Below are 15,643 nucleotides of genomic sequence, written 5' to 3'. Positions count from 1 at the left end.
TTATAAAGGGGAGGGGGCAAGAACAAGATATTTCTTTTATTAGTCAGGGGGAATTAAATAAAATTGATGTTGGTGGGATACCTGTGCGGTGGTGTTCTTTTGAAGAAATAGCCGAAAATTCTATTACAGGCTGTTGTTTCTCTAATGAATTAGTCGATGCTTTCCCTGTACATCAATTTATCATTGAAGGGGGAAACCTAAAAGAAATTTATGTCACCTTTGAAGGGATTGGGGAGTGGGGGAAAGAGGATGGAATTAAGTTTGTTGAAGTTACAGATATTCCTTCCACTCCACGACTTAATGAGTATTTCGATTTACTAGGAATTAACTTATTTTCCGGTGCTTATCTTGATGGTTATCGTAGTGAAGTAAATCTGGCAGCTTTGGATTGGTTAAATACGGTTGCTAGTAAACTGAAACGGGGATTTCTGCTAACTATCGATTATGGTTATCCAGCCCAACGTTATTATTTGCCAGCTCGTAACCAGGGAACCTTACAATGTTATTATCGCCACCAACATCATAACAATCCTTATATATATATAGGAGAACAAGATATTACGGCTCATGTTAATTTTACGGCATTGGAACGACAAGGAGAATTGTGCGGTTTGCGGCAGGTGGGGTTTACTAAGCAGGGATTATTTTTGATGGCTTTGGGTTTAGGGGATCGCATTTCTGCTCTTTCTGCTAATTCCGGTAACCGAATTGCTAAAGGGAAAGATATACTAAATATTATGCGACGGCGAGATGTTTTACATCAATTAATCGACCCCATGGGATTGGGAGGATTTGGGGTTTTAGTTCAAAGTAAGGGATTGACAGAGGAGGAAGAGATGAGAGAAATTCAAGGGTTGACTGTACCACCGATGGTTTAATTATTGTATGATTTTAAGGTGGAGTAATATGGTAAAATATGTAAGATTATGCCAACTGTACTGAGAAAAGACGGTTTTGCTGTCCGTATCTACTTCAACGATCACTTACCACCTCACGTTCACGTTTTTAAGGGCAATGGACAAGTGAGGATTAGTCTAGGCGGCGATACGGAAACACCTAATATAATTGAGGTTAATAAACTTAGTGACAAGGAAGTGAGTAAAGCCCTGGAGATAGTAACTACTCATCAGGCAGAATTATTGCAAAAGTGGAGAGAATTTCATGGTTAATCCAGCGCTAGATAAAGCAACAATAAAAAGCAAAATTGAGCAAGCAAGGGAGGCGGCGGCAATCGCCAATGCCACCCAATCCAGAGCTAATTCAGCATATTATGATCGAGAAAATGATCGAATTATAATTCATCTCAAGAGTGGTGCAATTTACAGTTTTCCAACTAACATTGCCCAAGGGTTATCAGGAGAATCTCCGGATGATTTAGCGGAGGTAGAGGTGACACCTTCAGGGGATGGACTACACTGGGAAAAACTGGATGCAGACTTTAGTGTATCTGGCTTGTTAGCCGGGGTATTTGGGACAAAAGCTTGGATGGATAAATTGCACCAAAATATCAAATAACTGAGCTTGATAGATAACACTAAACAGCTAAAATTATCGAAGATTGAGGTACTTTCTCCAAAGCATCCCTAACTACTTCCGCACCCGCACCAAGTTTATGAGAATTATCGGTAAGATATTGTTTCCAAAGCCTACTACCTAGTTGCCCAGCAAACAATTGCAGGATATGTCGGGTAATTTTATTCAACTTTAAACCCTTTCCTACCCAAAAATCAATATAAGGTAACATTGCTTCTGCTACCTGATGGCGAGTTGGAGGTATTTCTTTTTCCCCATATATCTCTCTATCCGCTGTGGCAAATAAATAAGGATTATCGTAAGCGGCACGCCCAATCATGACGGCATCGACAAACTGTAGTTGCTCTTTCACTTGTGCGAGATTAATCAAGCCTCCATTAATCTCTATAAATAAATGAGGGAATTCTGCCTTTAACCGATGAACATCATGGTATCGTAAAGGTGGTACGGTGCGATTTTCCTTGGGACTTAATCCCTGCAACCAAGCCTTACGGGCGTGTACAGAAAAATGGCGACATCCAGCTTCAGAAATAATCCGGACAAAGTTTGCCATATCCTCGTAACTATCTAAGTCATCAATACCAATTCTGTGCTTAACCGTAACCGGAATAGTCACAGCATCTATCATCGCTTTTACACAATTTGCTACTTTCTCCGGCGTTGCCATCAAACATGCCCCAAAATTACCATCTTGCACTCGACTGCTAGGGCAACCCACATTCAGATTAATCTCGTCATACCCCATATTTTCAGCAATTCTGGCACATTCTGCTAATTCCTTTGGGCTATCTCCTCCCACTTGCAGCACTAGAGGCTTTTCTTCAGGTGAAAAGCCCAGTAAATGTTCGGTTCTTCCATGTATAATAGCTGGACTGGTTACCATCTCGGTGTATAATAAAGTCCGACGGGTAATTTGCCGCATAAAATACCGAAAATGGCGATCGGTACGATCCATCATCGGTGCTATACTTAGTTGTTTGTTGTTTGTCATTTGTTGCTCGTTGTTGGTTGTTTGTTATTAGTTGTTGGTTATATTGAATTTATTTATATTTTAGTTGGATCTTTTTTTAATGCAAAGGAAGCAAAGATCTCTGTCTGATAAATGGGGGATGATAACGAATAACCAATAACCAATAACTAAGGAATAATAACCAATAACCAATAACTAAGGAATAATACCTAATGTAGCATCCCAGAAATAAACGCGATCGCAATACTGGAATTGGCTCGAACACTTTGTTTCTATGGAAAGGTTTTGGACGTTTGTGACATCAATGGATATTGAGTCAGCTTTCCCTGAGAAAACACTTCGAGATGTCACCAGTATCCCATCTAAATAAATATTGACATTAACATTAGGGCTGACGCGCTCGTTATCTTCCATTCCAAATGCTAATTGTAGATTTTGAAAGTTGACTTCCCGATCGTTAGGTTGTAATCTGCAAGTTAGGGATACAGAACTATCTCCTGCTCCCATATAGAATCTTGATGGATAAACAGCTTTACCAACCGCAATATTTTCATTGCGATACCCCCAATTACCGATTCCCGCATCCGCACAATCGAGCCTAAGCAGAAAAGTAGACTGGTTTTCATCAGCTTGAGCGATTTTTTGCCCTGGAGGGATGAGAGCTAAAAATAATAGGGTACTAGCGATAACTTTCTTCATTAACTGGGTTTTCTTGTGCATTTAGAGACAACTAACACTTATAGGGGTTACGCAAAGCATCTATTTGTAGGTGTGTTACGCTTTGCTAACGCACCATGACTACTCTATGTGGTGTCGTTGCGTAATTCCTGACTAATAGACGTTAATGTATATTATCTCCCCCAAGATAGTTTAGATGATAATAAAATCCATGATAATTTTTTCCAAGCCTCGAAAGGTGCTATCTATTAAAAGCATTTTGGCTTTGGCAGCGGGGGTGATATTGAGTCTCACCACTATTTTTGCCCTCAGCCAAATCCCAGCAATCGCTGCCCCAATCAATTCTCCACAAGTTTTGACAGAGGATGGGGGTGGGAGCATCCCACTTTGGCAAAGATACTCGTTTTTTGACAAATTTTTTACCCCCCCAGCCCCCCAAGTCAAAGGGGGGAGCAAGAATACAAACTGCATTTCTTCCAAATCGGGATGCTCCCATGGGGGTAGCCTACCCACTTGTATCAAAACCGATTGCGATTGTGCAGATTTCCAGTATCAAGAAGACGCACAAGCAGTTTTCAATTTGGAGTCTCGCGATGCTCACCACTTAGATGGCAACCCTCCCGACGGCAGGGCTTGCGATAACTTGCCCAGTCGCTCTGAGGTGGAAGCTACTCCAATTGTATCTCCAGCGGGGGATGAGCATCTGTTACTTGGCAATCCTAGCGCCGCCAAATCAGATATCCATCAGCCTAATAATTACCTAATTCAACAGGAGGAATACGCCCTATCATATAACCGAGATAAAGGTATTCCCAATTGGGTAAGTTGGCAGTTAAATCAAAGCTGGTTGGGCAGTGTGGAGCGACAAAACGACTTTCGCGCTAATAATGCACTCCCTCCAAGGTGGTATCATGTCAAACCCAGCGATTATGCAGATACTAATTATGATAAGGGACATTTGACCCCGGCAGGCGATCGCACTCTGAGTATTTCAGATAATAGTGCTACTTTCTTGATGACTAACATGATTCCCCAAGCGCCAGCCAATAATCGGGAAGTCTGGCGGGAGTTGGAAGACTATTCGCGAGATTTGGTAGCAGCGGGCAAATCACTCTACATTATTGCTGGCGGTAGTGGAGAAAAGGAAAGGATTGGTGATGGTAAGGTATCTGTACCTGAAGATACTTGGAAAGTGGTGGTGGTGGTAGATAATCCTGATTTTGATATTGATGAAATCACCACCAATTCTCAGGTGATAGCAGTATTAATGCCCAATTCAGATAGCGTTAGTCATACTAGTTGGCAAGATTACTGCGTTTCAGTCGATGTTGTGGAAGATTTGACAGGGTACGATTTTTTATCGAATATTTCTAAATCCATCCAAAATGAGATTGAGAGTAGGGTTAATTGTATGAAACAGTAAACTTTACTGGCTAATGGCTCATAGCTAAAAACAAGAAGCGGGCAAGATGCGCGCTCTACAAGGGTTAGCGTTTAGATTCTCTTGGCGAATGATTGAGAATTGCTATATTGAAATGCTTCGCCATGTCTCACAGCGACAGGGTGAAGCATTTGCGTATGAATCGTCAGGTTTACCCAATAAATTCGGGCGCAAATGCTTCACCCCTACATCCCGACATCAGGTTTGACAACGGGAATCGCTGTTATGAGGTAATGTGGCTGCGTAAGTCCCGATCGTGCTACCATAATTTAGTTTTAAAGATACTGATTGAGAATATACGCGATCGCACCATAAAACTCTTGGTATTGCCCATTAGCATCAGGCTGGGCAAATCCTTCCAGCAGTTTTTGTTTCTCCTCCTTTGTCAATTCGTCTATATTGAGATCTGCGAACAAGTTTTTTATTACGGCTTCGCGCATATCCTTTAACTTTTTAATATTGAGACGAAGCTTATCAATAGTGGTTGCAGCAGCGGCTTTTTTATCTGCTTCATCTGTTTCCATAATTTGTCCATCATCGGTGTAAATAAAGAAATCTCTACAGTTTGCCTCCAATGGCGAAACCATAAGATTTTCATCATACCAATCATCCTTAGCTATGCCACAATGGATTGGTTTTTTGGGTTCCAGTTGTCTTTGACAGGATGCCAGTAAATTAGTGTACTCTACAGATAGCTCTGGCTCTGTATTACTTTGGGGGTTGAGATGTTCAATATGACTATTTTCTCTTGATATACGCATTCCACAATAGCAACAGATATAGCCTTGTTCTTTTAGTAATGCGTCATGTAATTCCCTTTTTTCAGGATTTTGTAGGTAACTGTAGCTCCAGTTTGGAGTAGTTTTAGCAAGTGCTTTCCAAGCCTTAAAACTTTCCGGCTCTTCACTTTTTTTAATATATTTCACCTACCTAAAATCTCCCGTCGTCTGATAGATACACTAGCACCAGCTAACTCAGGTTCATCTGCTCCAATTTCCGCCGCAATTTCTTGTTGTAGTTGTTTAGCCTTTTCCAAATCTCCTCTAGCAATTACCCTAAATAACTCTTGGAGACGTTCTTTAATTTCCTGTGGGCGTTCCGAAGTATCCATTAAATCTTCTAAAATACGATTACTATCTCTCCCATAAGAACTTTCTGGACGCATAGCAATAATACCATTATTTGTCTTCTCCAGAATGTAAATACTATCCGGTTTTACTTGACTAATTATCTGTGGCGAATGGGTAGTAATAATAAACTGGCAATTGGGAAATGTTCGTTTCAGTGCAGGGATAATTTCACGTTGCCATTTAGGATGTAAATGTAGTTCAATTTCATCAATCATCACCACACCACTACCTTCCAGTGGATTGGCTAAACCTGGATTGGCTATTGCTAACCTTCTCGCCAAATCTCCTACCATTGCTAGCAAGCATTTTTCACCATCGGATAATTGATTGACAATTAGTTCCTCGTCTTGTTTTTTCACCGTCATTCGCAAGGGTGAACGACGAACTCTTAAGTTGGAAAACTCTGTAATAATTGAATAAATAGCTTGTCTCACTGCTTCTATCTGTCGGTTTCTATAATCATGGTTGTCTCGCATTTTTTCGTTTTCTAAGTCTTCTATAAGTCTAAACCATTTAAAGAAGCTATCAAAGCTTATTCGTACTCCATCAAGCGCTTGTTCATAAGCGTCTACTTGCTTATAAATAGAGTTGTCTTTAATTTCTAAATCAATATCAAAAACAGCGCGATTGACTGGATAGTAGACGGCTAGGGGAATATTAAATTCATTGCTGGTTTTCCACTGTTCTCGAATATCTTTAGCAACCATGTCTAATTTGTCATTGTTATTATTGGTATTTTCACTCTTGCCTTGTCTATCTTTATTGAGATGCAAAGCCAAATCTTCTGTTCCTGGGATTGAAATCAAAAGATTGCAACTGGTTTTATGGTGTTCATTCGTGATGTCTTCTTTCTTAAAGGAACGTCCCTTGGCTAAATCTGTTTCTTTTTCACTTGCTGGGAACGAGTTATATTTTGCCATTTTCACAAAGACAGATCTAGATTTAGGATTGTATTTGATTCTAGATATAAATCCAGATAAAAGTATCGCCAGACAATCAAGAATACTCGATTTACCCACTCCATTAATACCAATCAAAATAGTAGGCTCAGTTTCATGGAAATCCAAAGTTAGATCGCCGATTCCTCGAAATGAGGACATTTGTATTCGCTTAACTCTCATATTTTTCAATTAATCCCCCGGAATATTTAACCGATAAATAAAACTCCCCATTCCCCATTTCTCATTCCCTAAACCTTCAATAAAATAACCCCTCGATCAAAAACATCCCCATCCGTACCAATACCACTTACAATTATACGATCGCGATACACCTCATAGGCAGCAAAACTCAATCTTTCAGCAGCATAAGCCGACGATTCCGAATGTCCTACTGGGCGAGTTCCCGCACCACCTCCACAAATTAAATAAGTTGTCCCATTAATCGATTTACTCCGTTCATAATGATGCTCGTGACCATTAATATATAGTTGTACGCCATGCTTTTGGAAAATAGGAGATAATGTTTTAATAAATGGTTCATTCAAACCATAGTGACCAGAAGAATAAATTTGATGATGTCCAAATACTATCTTCCATGGCGCATTGCTACTATCTAGTTCTTTTTCTAGCCAAGGCAACTGATTTTTCCAATCAGCATTACTATTTGTATCCAGGGCAAAAAACTGTACATCCCCTTCACGGAAGGTATAGTATCTCCCCAGCATATTGAATCCCGGATAACGAACTTGTTCATCGCCATTATCTGTACGAATATCATGATTACCTAAGCAAGCATGAAACTTCACACCTTTTTGGAGTAATGTTTGATAGGGCTTCTCAAATACCGCTTCAATCTTTTCAAATTCCCCATTAGTATAGATATTATCACCAGCAAGGACAACTAAATTGTAGGGATTTGCTTGATGATAGCGAGTCATCGCATCTGCTACTGCATATTGTCCTTTAGCACCCGTACCCGTATCGGCAACAGAAACAAATCGTAGCAGTAGCGGAGTTGTTGGTGGCTCAATTGGTTCTAAGCTAATAGTGTTAGTATTACTCTGATTGATATCGCTACTTTGGGCAGTCTGACTGAGGAATAGCTTGGTAACAACTCCAATTAAACCTAAGCTGCTGACAGTACTTAAAACGATAAATTGACGGCGTGTTAGACTCATCGTTATCTCCTTTAGAAAAATAGGTGTGAGGTGAAAGCGAAGAGGTGAGAGGTGATAGCTGGAATATTCCCGCAAACTTTTTACCCCTCTAACCCCTTAAATCTAACTTCTCACCTCTTTGATGATAGATTAGTCCTGTCGGGTAAGAAGATTCAGATGTCACAACACCAACAGCAGCCAGAATCAGAGAATATTGAGCCTCAAACGCCCCCAACACCTGAAACAAGCGATAACGGGGAAAGCGAGGTTGCCTCCACCAGCGACATGACAGGCGAGGAAGCCATCCCCTCACCTCCTAACCCTGATTCATTACCCCTTACATTGACAGGCGGGGATGCCTATCCTACGGCTAAATCTACTGAAAAGCAGAAATTAGGATTATTTAAAATTGTGGCGATTAAAATTCTGCGAGGTACGATTTGGTTATTGGAAAAGATTGTAGAAAAACTGGAGGGAGAAGCTGTCAGGATATCAAATTCTACAGCTAAATCCGCAGAAGCGATCGCAGAATCTACCATAGATACCACCATAGCAGAACCAGAATTAGGAGTTGCAGTCCCTGTCTCCGATACTTCAACCCCACAATCAACAGTAGCAGAAGCTGTTGCCGAAGTTAAGCAGAAGCCAAGGAAACCAAAAAAAGTTTCCACATTAGCCAAGGTGGGAAAGTTTTGGCGTAGTATATTATCGACAATCCGTTCCCTGTTACCAAGAAAGTGGCATGAAAAGCTATCGGATTTAGTTTTAACTAGCGCGATCGCAGGAATAGCAGTTATTCTAATCTTATCCAAGGTAGCACTAGCACCTAAAACCGCCGAAACACCAACCCAAATAGTCACACAAGTTCCTTCAGAAAGTATTGAGACTCCCTCACAATCACCTGAAGAAACCACACCTGAAGAAGTTTCCCAACCCGTAGAAACTTCCGCACCTGTGACATCTTCCACATCCGTAGAAACAACACCGGAAGAAGCTGCTACAGCAGTAGAAACGTCAGAAAATGTGGAAGTTTCCGAACCCGCAGAAACAGCATCAGAAACTATTCCTGAACCCGAAAAAACAACATCAGAAGCCATTGACGAATCTGAAGAAACAACACCAGAAGCCGTTGACGAATCTGAAGAAACAACATCAGAAGCCGTTGACGAAACCCTACCTGTGGAATCTGTAGCACCAGCTCCGGTAGAACTTACACCAGAAGAAAGAATAATTGCGAATATTCAAAACCAACTTACTGAAATTACCGATGAGTATACCAATGGACTAATTCAATCCATCCAAGCAAACTTTAGAGGTAGTTTTCTTGTCGTTACTATCAGTAATGCCTGGTATGAACTAAATGAATCTCAACAAAATAAGTTAGGCAATGCCATATTAAATCAAGCCAAAAACTTAGATTTCAGTAAACTAGAAATAATTAACTCAGCCGGAAATTTGATTGCTCGTAGTCCAGTTATCGGTTCCCATCTTATCATTTTTCAATGACAGTAATTGAAAGTTATGTTACTCTTAAATAGATGAAAATAGTCTCATCATAGAGAACCCTAATTTGATCGCAATTAATGCTAAATTTCCCCATTGAACCCGGTAATCTGTATTTATTGCTCGGATTGCACTGCCTTATCGGTGTCACCGCAGCAATTATTGCCCAAAAAAAGGGCTTAAACTTTCGCCTTTGGCTAATTCTCGGTTTAATTGGCGGCACAGTAGTTTTAGTTGCAGCACTCCTGAAGAAAGATAATTAATACCTCCGTGTCAGTCTATCGCACTTCTCAGTTGAGTGAGATGGAAAGAAACCAGGTTTCTTTTTTGTGCTTCATCCAACTAAAAACCCCTATATCCAGCCGCCTGTGAGGGGAGAATTAAAGCTGGTTTATCAAAAAGATAAGAATTTTCTATAGATTAAGGATGTCAGAATCGGATCGGAGTTGTAAACTGTTGGGTATATCTGTGAAAGAAAAAATTTCAACCCGTTTGTTTTCCCAGTAATCCACATCAGTAAAAATACCGATGACACAAAAAATATCAGTGGTAGCTCTATTATCAACAGCAACAGTAACAGGCGCAGTGTTACTAGCCGTAGTAAATCCGGTTGAAGCCTTCCCTTGTCCATTCAAATCGAAAAGTATTTCTGAAAATGCCACAGGGGAAACCTCCAGTCTAGTATCCCAGACAATGAAATTGAAAAAAATGGTCATTGCAGGTGCAGGAATGGCTACCCTTGCAGGATTAACCGCAGCAGGAGTAGCATTCAAAGCAAATCGTCTCAAAACAACTTTCCGAGTTTTGGCTGATAATTCTCAATACTGCGGTAGTGCCACATTTCCTATCTCAGTTACTGAAGAAATCATTACCTCATCAACTGCTAGTCAAAAGAATGATTCTCGCGATTTGACTTCAGTAGGCTAATTGATTAAAAGATATTCTTATTTTCCCTCTAGTCGAAAGCTAGAGGGATTTTTAATCTGGATATTTTACTCTAACTATACAGCTCTTTTCAGGGTGGGCTGTTCGATGATAACTCCAAAAGCTGATTAAAGCGGTGGCTCTCTCGGAGAGCCAAAAACGTTGTCTAACTGGATATAGCAAGAAAAAGAAAGAAGAATTAGTCAAGTTACTCAGCCAATAACATATTATATTTATATACATCTCGGAGAATCCCAGCAATGGCCACCCAACTCCAATCTCTACCCAAACCAGAAGTTATATACCCCGACAGCGACGGTGAACCCATGTCAGATAATACTCAACAATTTGAACTAATTGTCTGGATCAAAGAAAATTTAGAACTATTGTTTGCCAGTAATAATAGTGTTTTTGTCGCTGGTGACTTATTGTGGTATCCTGTTGAAGGAAATAACCTATTACGCCAAGCGCCAGATGTCATGATAGCTTTCGGGAGACCGAAAGGATATCGAGGTTCCTATCAACAATGGCTGGAAGATAATATCCCACCTCAAGTAGTATTTGAAATCTGGTCACCAGGAAACCGTCCCTCAAATATGGCAAGAAAATTTGAGTTTTACGCTCGTCATGGTGTAGAAGAATATTATTTGTATAAACCTGATTTATTAGACTTAACAGGTTGGCGGCGTGGTGAATCAAGCTTAGAAGTAATAGAGCAAATAGAAGGTTGGGTTAGTCCCAGATTGGGAGTAAGATTTGAATTGCCTGAAGCAAGATTGGAGATTTATCGCCCAGATGGTCAACCATTTCTCACATATTTGGAATTAGCACAGCAACGAGAACAAGCTGAAGTAAGGGCGCAGGAATCTCAAGCCAAGGCGCAGTCAGCTGAAGTAAGGGCGCAGGAAGCTGAAGTGAGGGCGCAGTCAGCTGAGGTAATGTTAGAAGAAGAAAAACAGCGATCGCAACTTTTAGAAGCCAAACTAAGAGAACTAGGAATAGATCCAAATCAACTTAAATAACCAGATACTTACATTTGTAAGTCAAAGGAGAAAGAATACTCTAAAATAAATAAAGCCGCTAGCTGATTTGGAATTACAGCAATGGTTACACAACTCCAAGTTCCCGCCAAACCAGACATCATCTACCCCGACAGCGACGGAGAGCCAATGGCAGATAATACCAAACAATTTGACTTAATCGTCGCCATTAAGTTAGGTTTAGAGCTACTATTTGCCAACGATAACACTATTTTTGTCGCTGGTAACTTACTCTGGTATCCCATTGAAGGCGATAATAAAACCCGAATTGCTCCCGATGTTATGGTTATCTTTGGTAGAGAAAAAGGAGATCGAGGCTCTTATCAGCAATGGAGAGAAAATAACATCGCTCCCCAAGTGGTATTTGAAATCCTCTCTCCCGGTAATAGACTCAAAGAGATGATCAATAAATATCGATTTTACCAACGTTATGGCGTAGAAGAATACTACTTATACGATCCAGATGAAGGAGAATTAATAGGTTGCTTACGTGGTGGTAATGAATTAGAAGCCATTGAAGAAATGGCAGGTTGGGTAAGTCCCCGTCTAGGGATACGGTTTGAAATTTTAGAAGGTGAATTAGTTATTTATCGCCCCGATGGAGAACCTTTTACCAACTATGTAGAATTAGCTCAACAATTAGAACAACAACGCCAGGAAAAAGAACAACAACGCCAGGAAAAAGAACAAGAAAGACAACGAGCAGAAGAAGCAGAAAGCCTTTTGCAGGAAGAAAGACACCGCTCCCAAACCCTAGAAGCTAAACTACGAGAACTAGGAATTAATCCCAACCAATTGTAAAATAAAACCTCTGCGCACCTCTGTGCTTCCCTCTGCGCACCTCTGCGTTAAAAAATAATCTATATGTAGGTGAAAATAAACGTAATATATGGAGGTCGGGTTTGGTAATCAGAAACTATTGTATAGCTTACGATCTAAACCAGCCCCTACAAATTTATTGTGCGTTTTTACCCCTACCTAATTATCCCAATGTCAACCGATGCGATACTACAAGTTGAACAAAGCTGCGAATCTCCCACAGAGAAGCCGCCATCACGCCTAGATAGCTATCTCGCCCACCAATTACCCAATATCTCCCGTTCCCGTCTTCAGAAACTGATTGAAGAAGGTAACGTCCAAATTAACGAAAAAGTCTGCACATCAAAAAAAGTCATTGTCCAAGCAGGGGATCGCATTTTCCTCTCCATCCCCGAAGCCAAACCCCTAGACTTACAACCCGAAGCCATTCCCCTAGATATCCTTTATGAAGATGACGATATCCTAATTATCAATAAACCCGCAGGTTTAGTAGTCCATCCCGCACCCGGACACCAAAGTGGCACTCTTGTCAATGCTATTCTCGCCCATTGTCCCAACTTAACTGGAATTGGCGGAGTCCAGCGTCCCGGTATTGTTCACCGCTTAGATAAAGATACCACTGGTGCGATCGCGATCGCGAAAACCGACCATGCCCACCAACACCTCCAAGCCCAACTTAAAGCCAAAACCGCCCGACGTGAATATCTGGGCGTTGTCCATGGTAACCCCTCAACAGAAAGCGGCACAATTAACGAACCCATTGGGCGGCATCCCATTCACCGAAAAAATATGGCAGTCGTACCCGTAGAAAAAGGCGGCCGATTAGCAGTAACTCATTGGCAGGTGAAAGAACGCTTAGGCAACTATACCCTAATCCACTTCCAACTGGAAACGGGACGAACTCACCAAATTCGCGTCCACTCTGCTTATATCGGACATCCTATCGTCGGCGATCCCGTTTATAGCTCATGTCGTAACATCGGCGTAAACCTTCCAGGTCAAGCCCTCCACGCATGGCGACTCCGGTTACAGCATCCTAACTCAAAAGTTAGTAGTGAGCGCTTTAGCGCTCAGGGTACTGAAGTACCTACTAGTAACAATATCGCCAATCCAAAAGCTAGTAGTGAGCGCTTTAGCGCTGAGGGTACTGAAGTACCCACTACTAACCTAGATTATGTTAGTGGAATTTCTCCCAACGCAAGTGCCCGTCCTCTCTCCCCCAATTCAGGAGGCGAGATGACGGGCAATCAATCTGAGGAATGGATCGAGGTCGTAGCCCCTCTCCCCCCAGCTTTTATGACACTTCTAACCGTACTCAGGCGAACTTAACCCCGACGAGGGACAAGTGCTTCGTAATCCATGTTTTGGGCGGATACGCGAGGAACCGGATTGGCTTGGGGTGAAATTGCCACAGCCATATCCATAAACTGACTTGGATCTCCTGCCTTCGCTCGCTTGTCTTGGGGAATGAAGGTGCGCACTTCGTTCTGCCAAATGATTTGGGGGAAGCCCAGAATCCCACGGTGATAAGCATCGTAGCGGGGAGATTTAATATTGAAGGGTGTTTCACCTTGAACCCGACTATGGAGAACCCGACGACGTTGATAGGGAACCGTATCAAAGCCGAAAGCACTCAGGTACTCTTCGCTGTTGAGCAGAGCATCAACAAAGCCTTTGATACCCTTGGTGGCGACTACGATTGACCAAGCAATTTTTTCTTGTTCGCCGTGGACATCGCGTCCCAGCACCCTTTGCACGCAATGTTCAACAAAGCGATAGTTGCTGTTTTTGTCGTAGAAGCTGTTCTTAAAGGTTTTGGACAAGAGCAATCCGCGAATGAAATCCCGGACTGTGATTTGTCCGTTGCGCACTTGAGATTCGAGGAATGGTTCCCGATCCCACTTAAAGGCATGGAAGAAGATCTGACGGTATGCTGCTTCGATCAGAGTACCCAGATCTCCGGGAGAGAGGACGTTCTCTGTTGTAAAAATTTTTGGTTGTTCCTCGCCCGGTACTTCATAATCTGCTACCCGATAATTCTGACTAATCGGGGGATAGCTCTTCAAAGGAATGGCCATGTTTAAATCTCCATAATCTTAGAAAATCTTACAAACCTTAATTTTTAACTATATAACAGATCTTGCACCCGTCTATAAAAAATTCGGAATGGGGGATGGGAGCATGGATGACGGGGATGGATGGGATGGTGGAGAAGATGTAGGTTGGGTAGAGCGCCACCTCAACCCAACTCGCCTTCTCCCCGTTATGAGGTTAAGCTGGATAGCGGGTAACCTGAGTTCGGTGTGAGGAGGAGTATGCGCTTCGCGCATACTCCTTTGGCGTAGCCGCCCTGAAAGGGCTACTCCATTGGCGTAGCCTGCGCTTCGCGCATACTCCGAACTCAGGTCGGGTATGAAAGTCAACCGATTTATTTTATTAATAAACCAAGTTCACCAGCCAATGCTGTAGTTAAGTAATTTTTTAGTGCCATCAAAGACGATCGCAAAAATAAATCAGCTTCACTGAGGAGAAACTCCCATGATCCAATCCATCTCAAAAACAATGACTCTGGACGAATTTCTGGATTGGTATCCAGACGGCTATGGTCGCTTTGAATTATATATTGGAAATCCAAAACGACCTGTTATTTTAGTATATCAATTAGTTGATGGGGAGTATATTGTGAGTGAGTTTAGGGAGAATCAGCGGATTATATCGGTAACTTTTCCAGAGTTGAATTTGACTGCGGAAGAGATTTTTAGGGTTGGGGAATGATGGGGAGTTTGCCAGAGTCCAACATTCCGACATTCCGACATTCTCAAACGTACCCCATCCAAAAGGATAGCGGATTGGCTCTTGACGGACAGTAAGGCCAATTTTTCAAGTAATCTTCTATATCCGGTTGCCATACTGGAGGTGGCAATCCTAATCCCAAACACAAATGAGAAAGAACTTCAAAAAATCTGATATCGTGACCTGGTGAGCCTATGTGAGCGTGGGCGTATTCATGCACCACTATGCTCAACCAATCATCGGGTGAGGTTCGTCCCACATCAATTAATATGACGGTGGGATCGAGGAGAATATTACAGAAGCCGTCGATACCAAATTCTTCGGATAAGGGGGTTGCCCAAATTTGGATTGGACGACGCAATTCAGAATGAAAGCAGCCGTGACAGGCTTCTAAACAAGCTCTAAGTTCCGCATTGATAGTATCAATATACTTACCAATCCAGCCACAAATGCGATCGCCCACGCTGGAATTCTCCCTCACGTCAACCATGTCGGGTATTAAGGCTAGTTGCTGCATCGCCTCTAGATATTTATATCCGCGTACCCACGGATCGGCAATAATTAGGGATTCACCTGCCCGATATGGACTCAATCTATCTCACTTCCAAAACGTTTTGTCGATTTTAACTTGGAAATTAGGAAATGGGGAGTAGGGAATGAGGAGTAGGGAATGAGGAGTAGGGAATGGGGAGTAGGGAGTTTTAACTCTCCCCC

Annotated in this window: 17 protein-coding genes and 3 pseudogenes; 12 read left to right on the top strand and 8 right to left on the bottom strand. The window is 41.9% G+C overall.

Going from position 1 to position 15,643, the window contains the following annotated elements:
- The 3 genes from NJ959_RS14025 to NJ959_RS14015 form a co-directional block, all read left to right on the top strand.
- Positions 1 to 878: class I SAM-dependent methyltransferase (locus NJ959_RS14025; protein ID WP_254012372.1), on the top strand; the 878-nt coding region annotated here is incomplete at its 5' end.
- 48 nt (positions 879 to 926) lie between these two features.
- Positions 927 to 1,169: a DUF4160 domain-containing protein gene (locus NJ959_RS14020; protein WP_254012371.1), complete on the top strand. Its 243-nt coding sequence runs from the start codon at positions 927 to 929 to the stop codon at positions 1,167 to 1,169.
- Entirely contained in the window at positions 1,162 to 1,515 is a 354-nt protein-coding gene (locus NJ959_RS14015) for a DUF2442 domain-containing protein (RefSeq protein ID WP_254012370.1), read from the top strand. The genes NJ959_RS14020 and NJ959_RS14015 overlap by 8 nt, the downstream gene beginning before the upstream one ends.
- A gap of 19 nt (positions 1,516 to 1,534) precedes the next feature.
- Here NJ959_RS14015 and dusA read toward each other — a convergent pair.
- The 3 genes and pseudogenes from dusA to NJ959_RS14000 all read right to left on the bottom strand — a co-directional run.
- A pseudogene (gene dusA, locus NJ959_RS14010) lies at positions 1,535 to 2,539 on the bottom strand (tRNA dihydrouridine(20/20a) synthase DusA); the annotation flags it as partial.
- Positions 2,540 to 2,698: 159 nt separating this feature from the next.
- Positions 2,699 to 3,202 (bottom strand): NPCBM/NEW2 domain-containing protein, encoded by a 504-nt coding sequence (locus NJ959_RS14005; RefSeq protein WP_254012368.1) that lies wholly within the window; start codon positions 3,200 to 3,202, stop codon positions 2,699 to 2,701.
- Between the two features lie 171 nt (positions 3,203 to 3,373).
- A complete protein-coding gene (locus NJ959_RS14000) occupies positions 3,374 to 3,595 on the bottom strand; it encodes a hypothetical protein (RefSeq protein ID WP_254012367.1) in 222 nt (73 codons plus the stop codon).
- 166 nt (positions 3,596 to 3,761) lie between these two features.
- On the opposite strand from NJ959_RS14000, the gene NJ959_RS13995 reads away from it, so the two are divergent.
- Positions 3,762 to 4,604, top strand: coding sequence for a DNA/RNA non-specific endonuclease (locus NJ959_RS13995; RefSeq protein WP_254012366.1), 843 nt, complete (start codon positions 3,762 to 3,764; stop codon positions 4,602 to 4,604).
- Positions 4,605 to 4,897: 293 nt separating this feature from the next.
- Here NJ959_RS13995 and NJ959_RS13990 read toward each other — a convergent pair whose 3' ends face one another.
- From NJ959_RS13990 to NJ959_RS13980, 3 genes are all read right to left on the bottom strand, one after another.
- Entirely contained in the window at positions 4,898 to 5,548 is a 651-nt protein-coding gene (locus tag NJ959_RS13990) for a retron system putative HNH endonuclease (RefSeq protein WP_254012365.1), read from the bottom strand.
- Positions 5,545 to 6,873 carry an AAA family ATPase gene (locus NJ959_RS13985; protein WP_256529200.1) on the bottom strand — a complete coding sequence of 443 codons (1,329 nt, stop codon included), beginning with the start codon at positions 6,871 to 6,873 and terminating at the stop codon, positions 5,545 to 5,547. Before NJ959_RS13985 ends, NJ959_RS13990 begins: the two co-directional genes overlap by 4 nt.
- A gap of 68 nt (positions 6,874 to 6,941) precedes the next feature.
- On the bottom strand, positions 6,942 to 7,871 hold the full coding sequence (locus tag NJ959_RS13980; protein WP_254012363.1) for a metallophosphoesterase family protein: 930 nt from the start codon (positions 7,869 to 7,871) through the stop codon (positions 6,942 to 6,944).
- A 156-nt stretch (positions 7,872 to 8,027) separates the two neighbouring features.
- On the opposite strand from NJ959_RS13980, the gene NJ959_RS13975 reads away from it, so the two are divergent.
- The 6 genes and pseudogenes from NJ959_RS13975 to NJ959_RS13950 all read left to right on the top strand — a co-directional run.
- Positions 8,028 to 9,356 carry a hypothetical protein gene (locus tag NJ959_RS13975; protein WP_254012362.1) on the top strand — a complete coding sequence of 443 codons (1,329 nt, stop codon included), beginning with the start codon at positions 8,028 to 8,030 and terminating at the stop codon, positions 9,354 to 9,356.
- Positions 9,357 to 9,433: 77 nt separating this feature from the next.
- Positions 9,434 to 9,616 (top strand): hypothetical protein, encoded by a 183-nt coding sequence (locus NJ959_RS13970; RefSeq protein ID WP_254012361.1) that lies wholly within the window; start codon positions 9,434 to 9,436, stop codon positions 9,614 to 9,616.
- 265 nt (positions 9,617 to 9,881) lie between these two features.
- Positions 9,882 to 10,280 (top strand): hypothetical protein, encoded by a 399-nt coding sequence (locus NJ959_RS13965; RefSeq protein ID WP_254012360.1) that lies wholly within the window; start codon positions 9,882 to 9,884, stop codon positions 10,278 to 10,280.
- Between the two features lie 257 nt (positions 10,281 to 10,537).
- Positions 10,538 to 11,299, top strand: coding sequence for a Uma2 family endonuclease (locus NJ959_RS13960; protein ID WP_254012359.1), 762 nt, complete (start codon positions 10,538 to 10,540; stop codon positions 11,297 to 11,299).
- 81 nt (positions 11,300 to 11,380) lie between these two features.
- Positions 11,381 to 12,118 carry a Uma2 family endonuclease gene (locus tag NJ959_RS13955; RefSeq protein ID WP_254012358.1) on the top strand — a complete coding sequence of 246 codons (738 nt, stop codon included), beginning with the start codon at positions 11,381 to 11,383 and terminating at the stop codon, positions 12,116 to 12,118.
- A 189-nt stretch (positions 12,119 to 12,307) separates the two neighbouring features.
- Positions 12,308 to 13,183: pseudogene (locus NJ959_RS13950) on the top strand (RluA family pseudouridine synthase); the annotation flags it as partial.
- A 278-nt stretch (positions 13,184 to 13,461) separates the two neighbouring features.
- On the opposite strand, the gene NJ959_RS13945 reads toward NJ959_RS13950, so the two are convergent.
- A complete protein-coding gene (locus tag NJ959_RS13945) occupies positions 13,462 to 14,214 on the bottom strand; it encodes a phycobilisome rod-core linker polypeptide (protein ID WP_254012357.1) in 753 nt (250 codons plus the stop codon).
- A gap of 103 nt (positions 14,215 to 14,317) precedes the next feature.
- Between NJ959_RS13945 and NJ959_RS30175 the strand changes: the two genes are divergently transcribed.
- Both NJ959_RS30175 and NJ959_RS13940 read left to right on the top strand, forming a co-directional pair.
- Positions 14,318 to 14,443, top strand: a complete 126-nt coding sequence (locus NJ959_RS30175) for a hypothetical protein (protein WP_256529197.1) — start codon at positions 14,318 to 14,320, stop codon at positions 14,441 to 14,443.
- A gap of 312 nt (positions 14,444 to 14,755) precedes the next feature.
- Positions 14,756 to 14,911: pseudogene (locus NJ959_RS13940) on the top strand (Uma2 family endonuclease); the annotation flags it as partial.
- 43 nt (positions 14,912 to 14,954) lie between these two features.
- Here the strand turns inward: NJ959_RS13940 and NJ959_RS13935 are convergent.
- Entirely contained in the window at positions 14,955 to 15,521 is a 567-nt protein-coding gene (locus tag NJ959_RS13935; RefSeq protein WP_254012356.1) for a hypothetical protein, read from the bottom strand.
- Positions 15,522 to 15,643 lie beyond the last annotated feature (122 nt).

The organism is Limnofasciculus baicalensis BBK-W-15, from assembly GCF_024178385.1.
GTDB lineage: Bacteria > Cyanobacteriota > Cyanobacteriia > Cyanobacteriales > Coleofasciculaceae > Limnofasciculus > Limnofasciculus baicalensis.
Note: the sequence above shows the minus strand (reverse complement) of the source record. Positions and strands in the feature narration are given on the sequence as shown.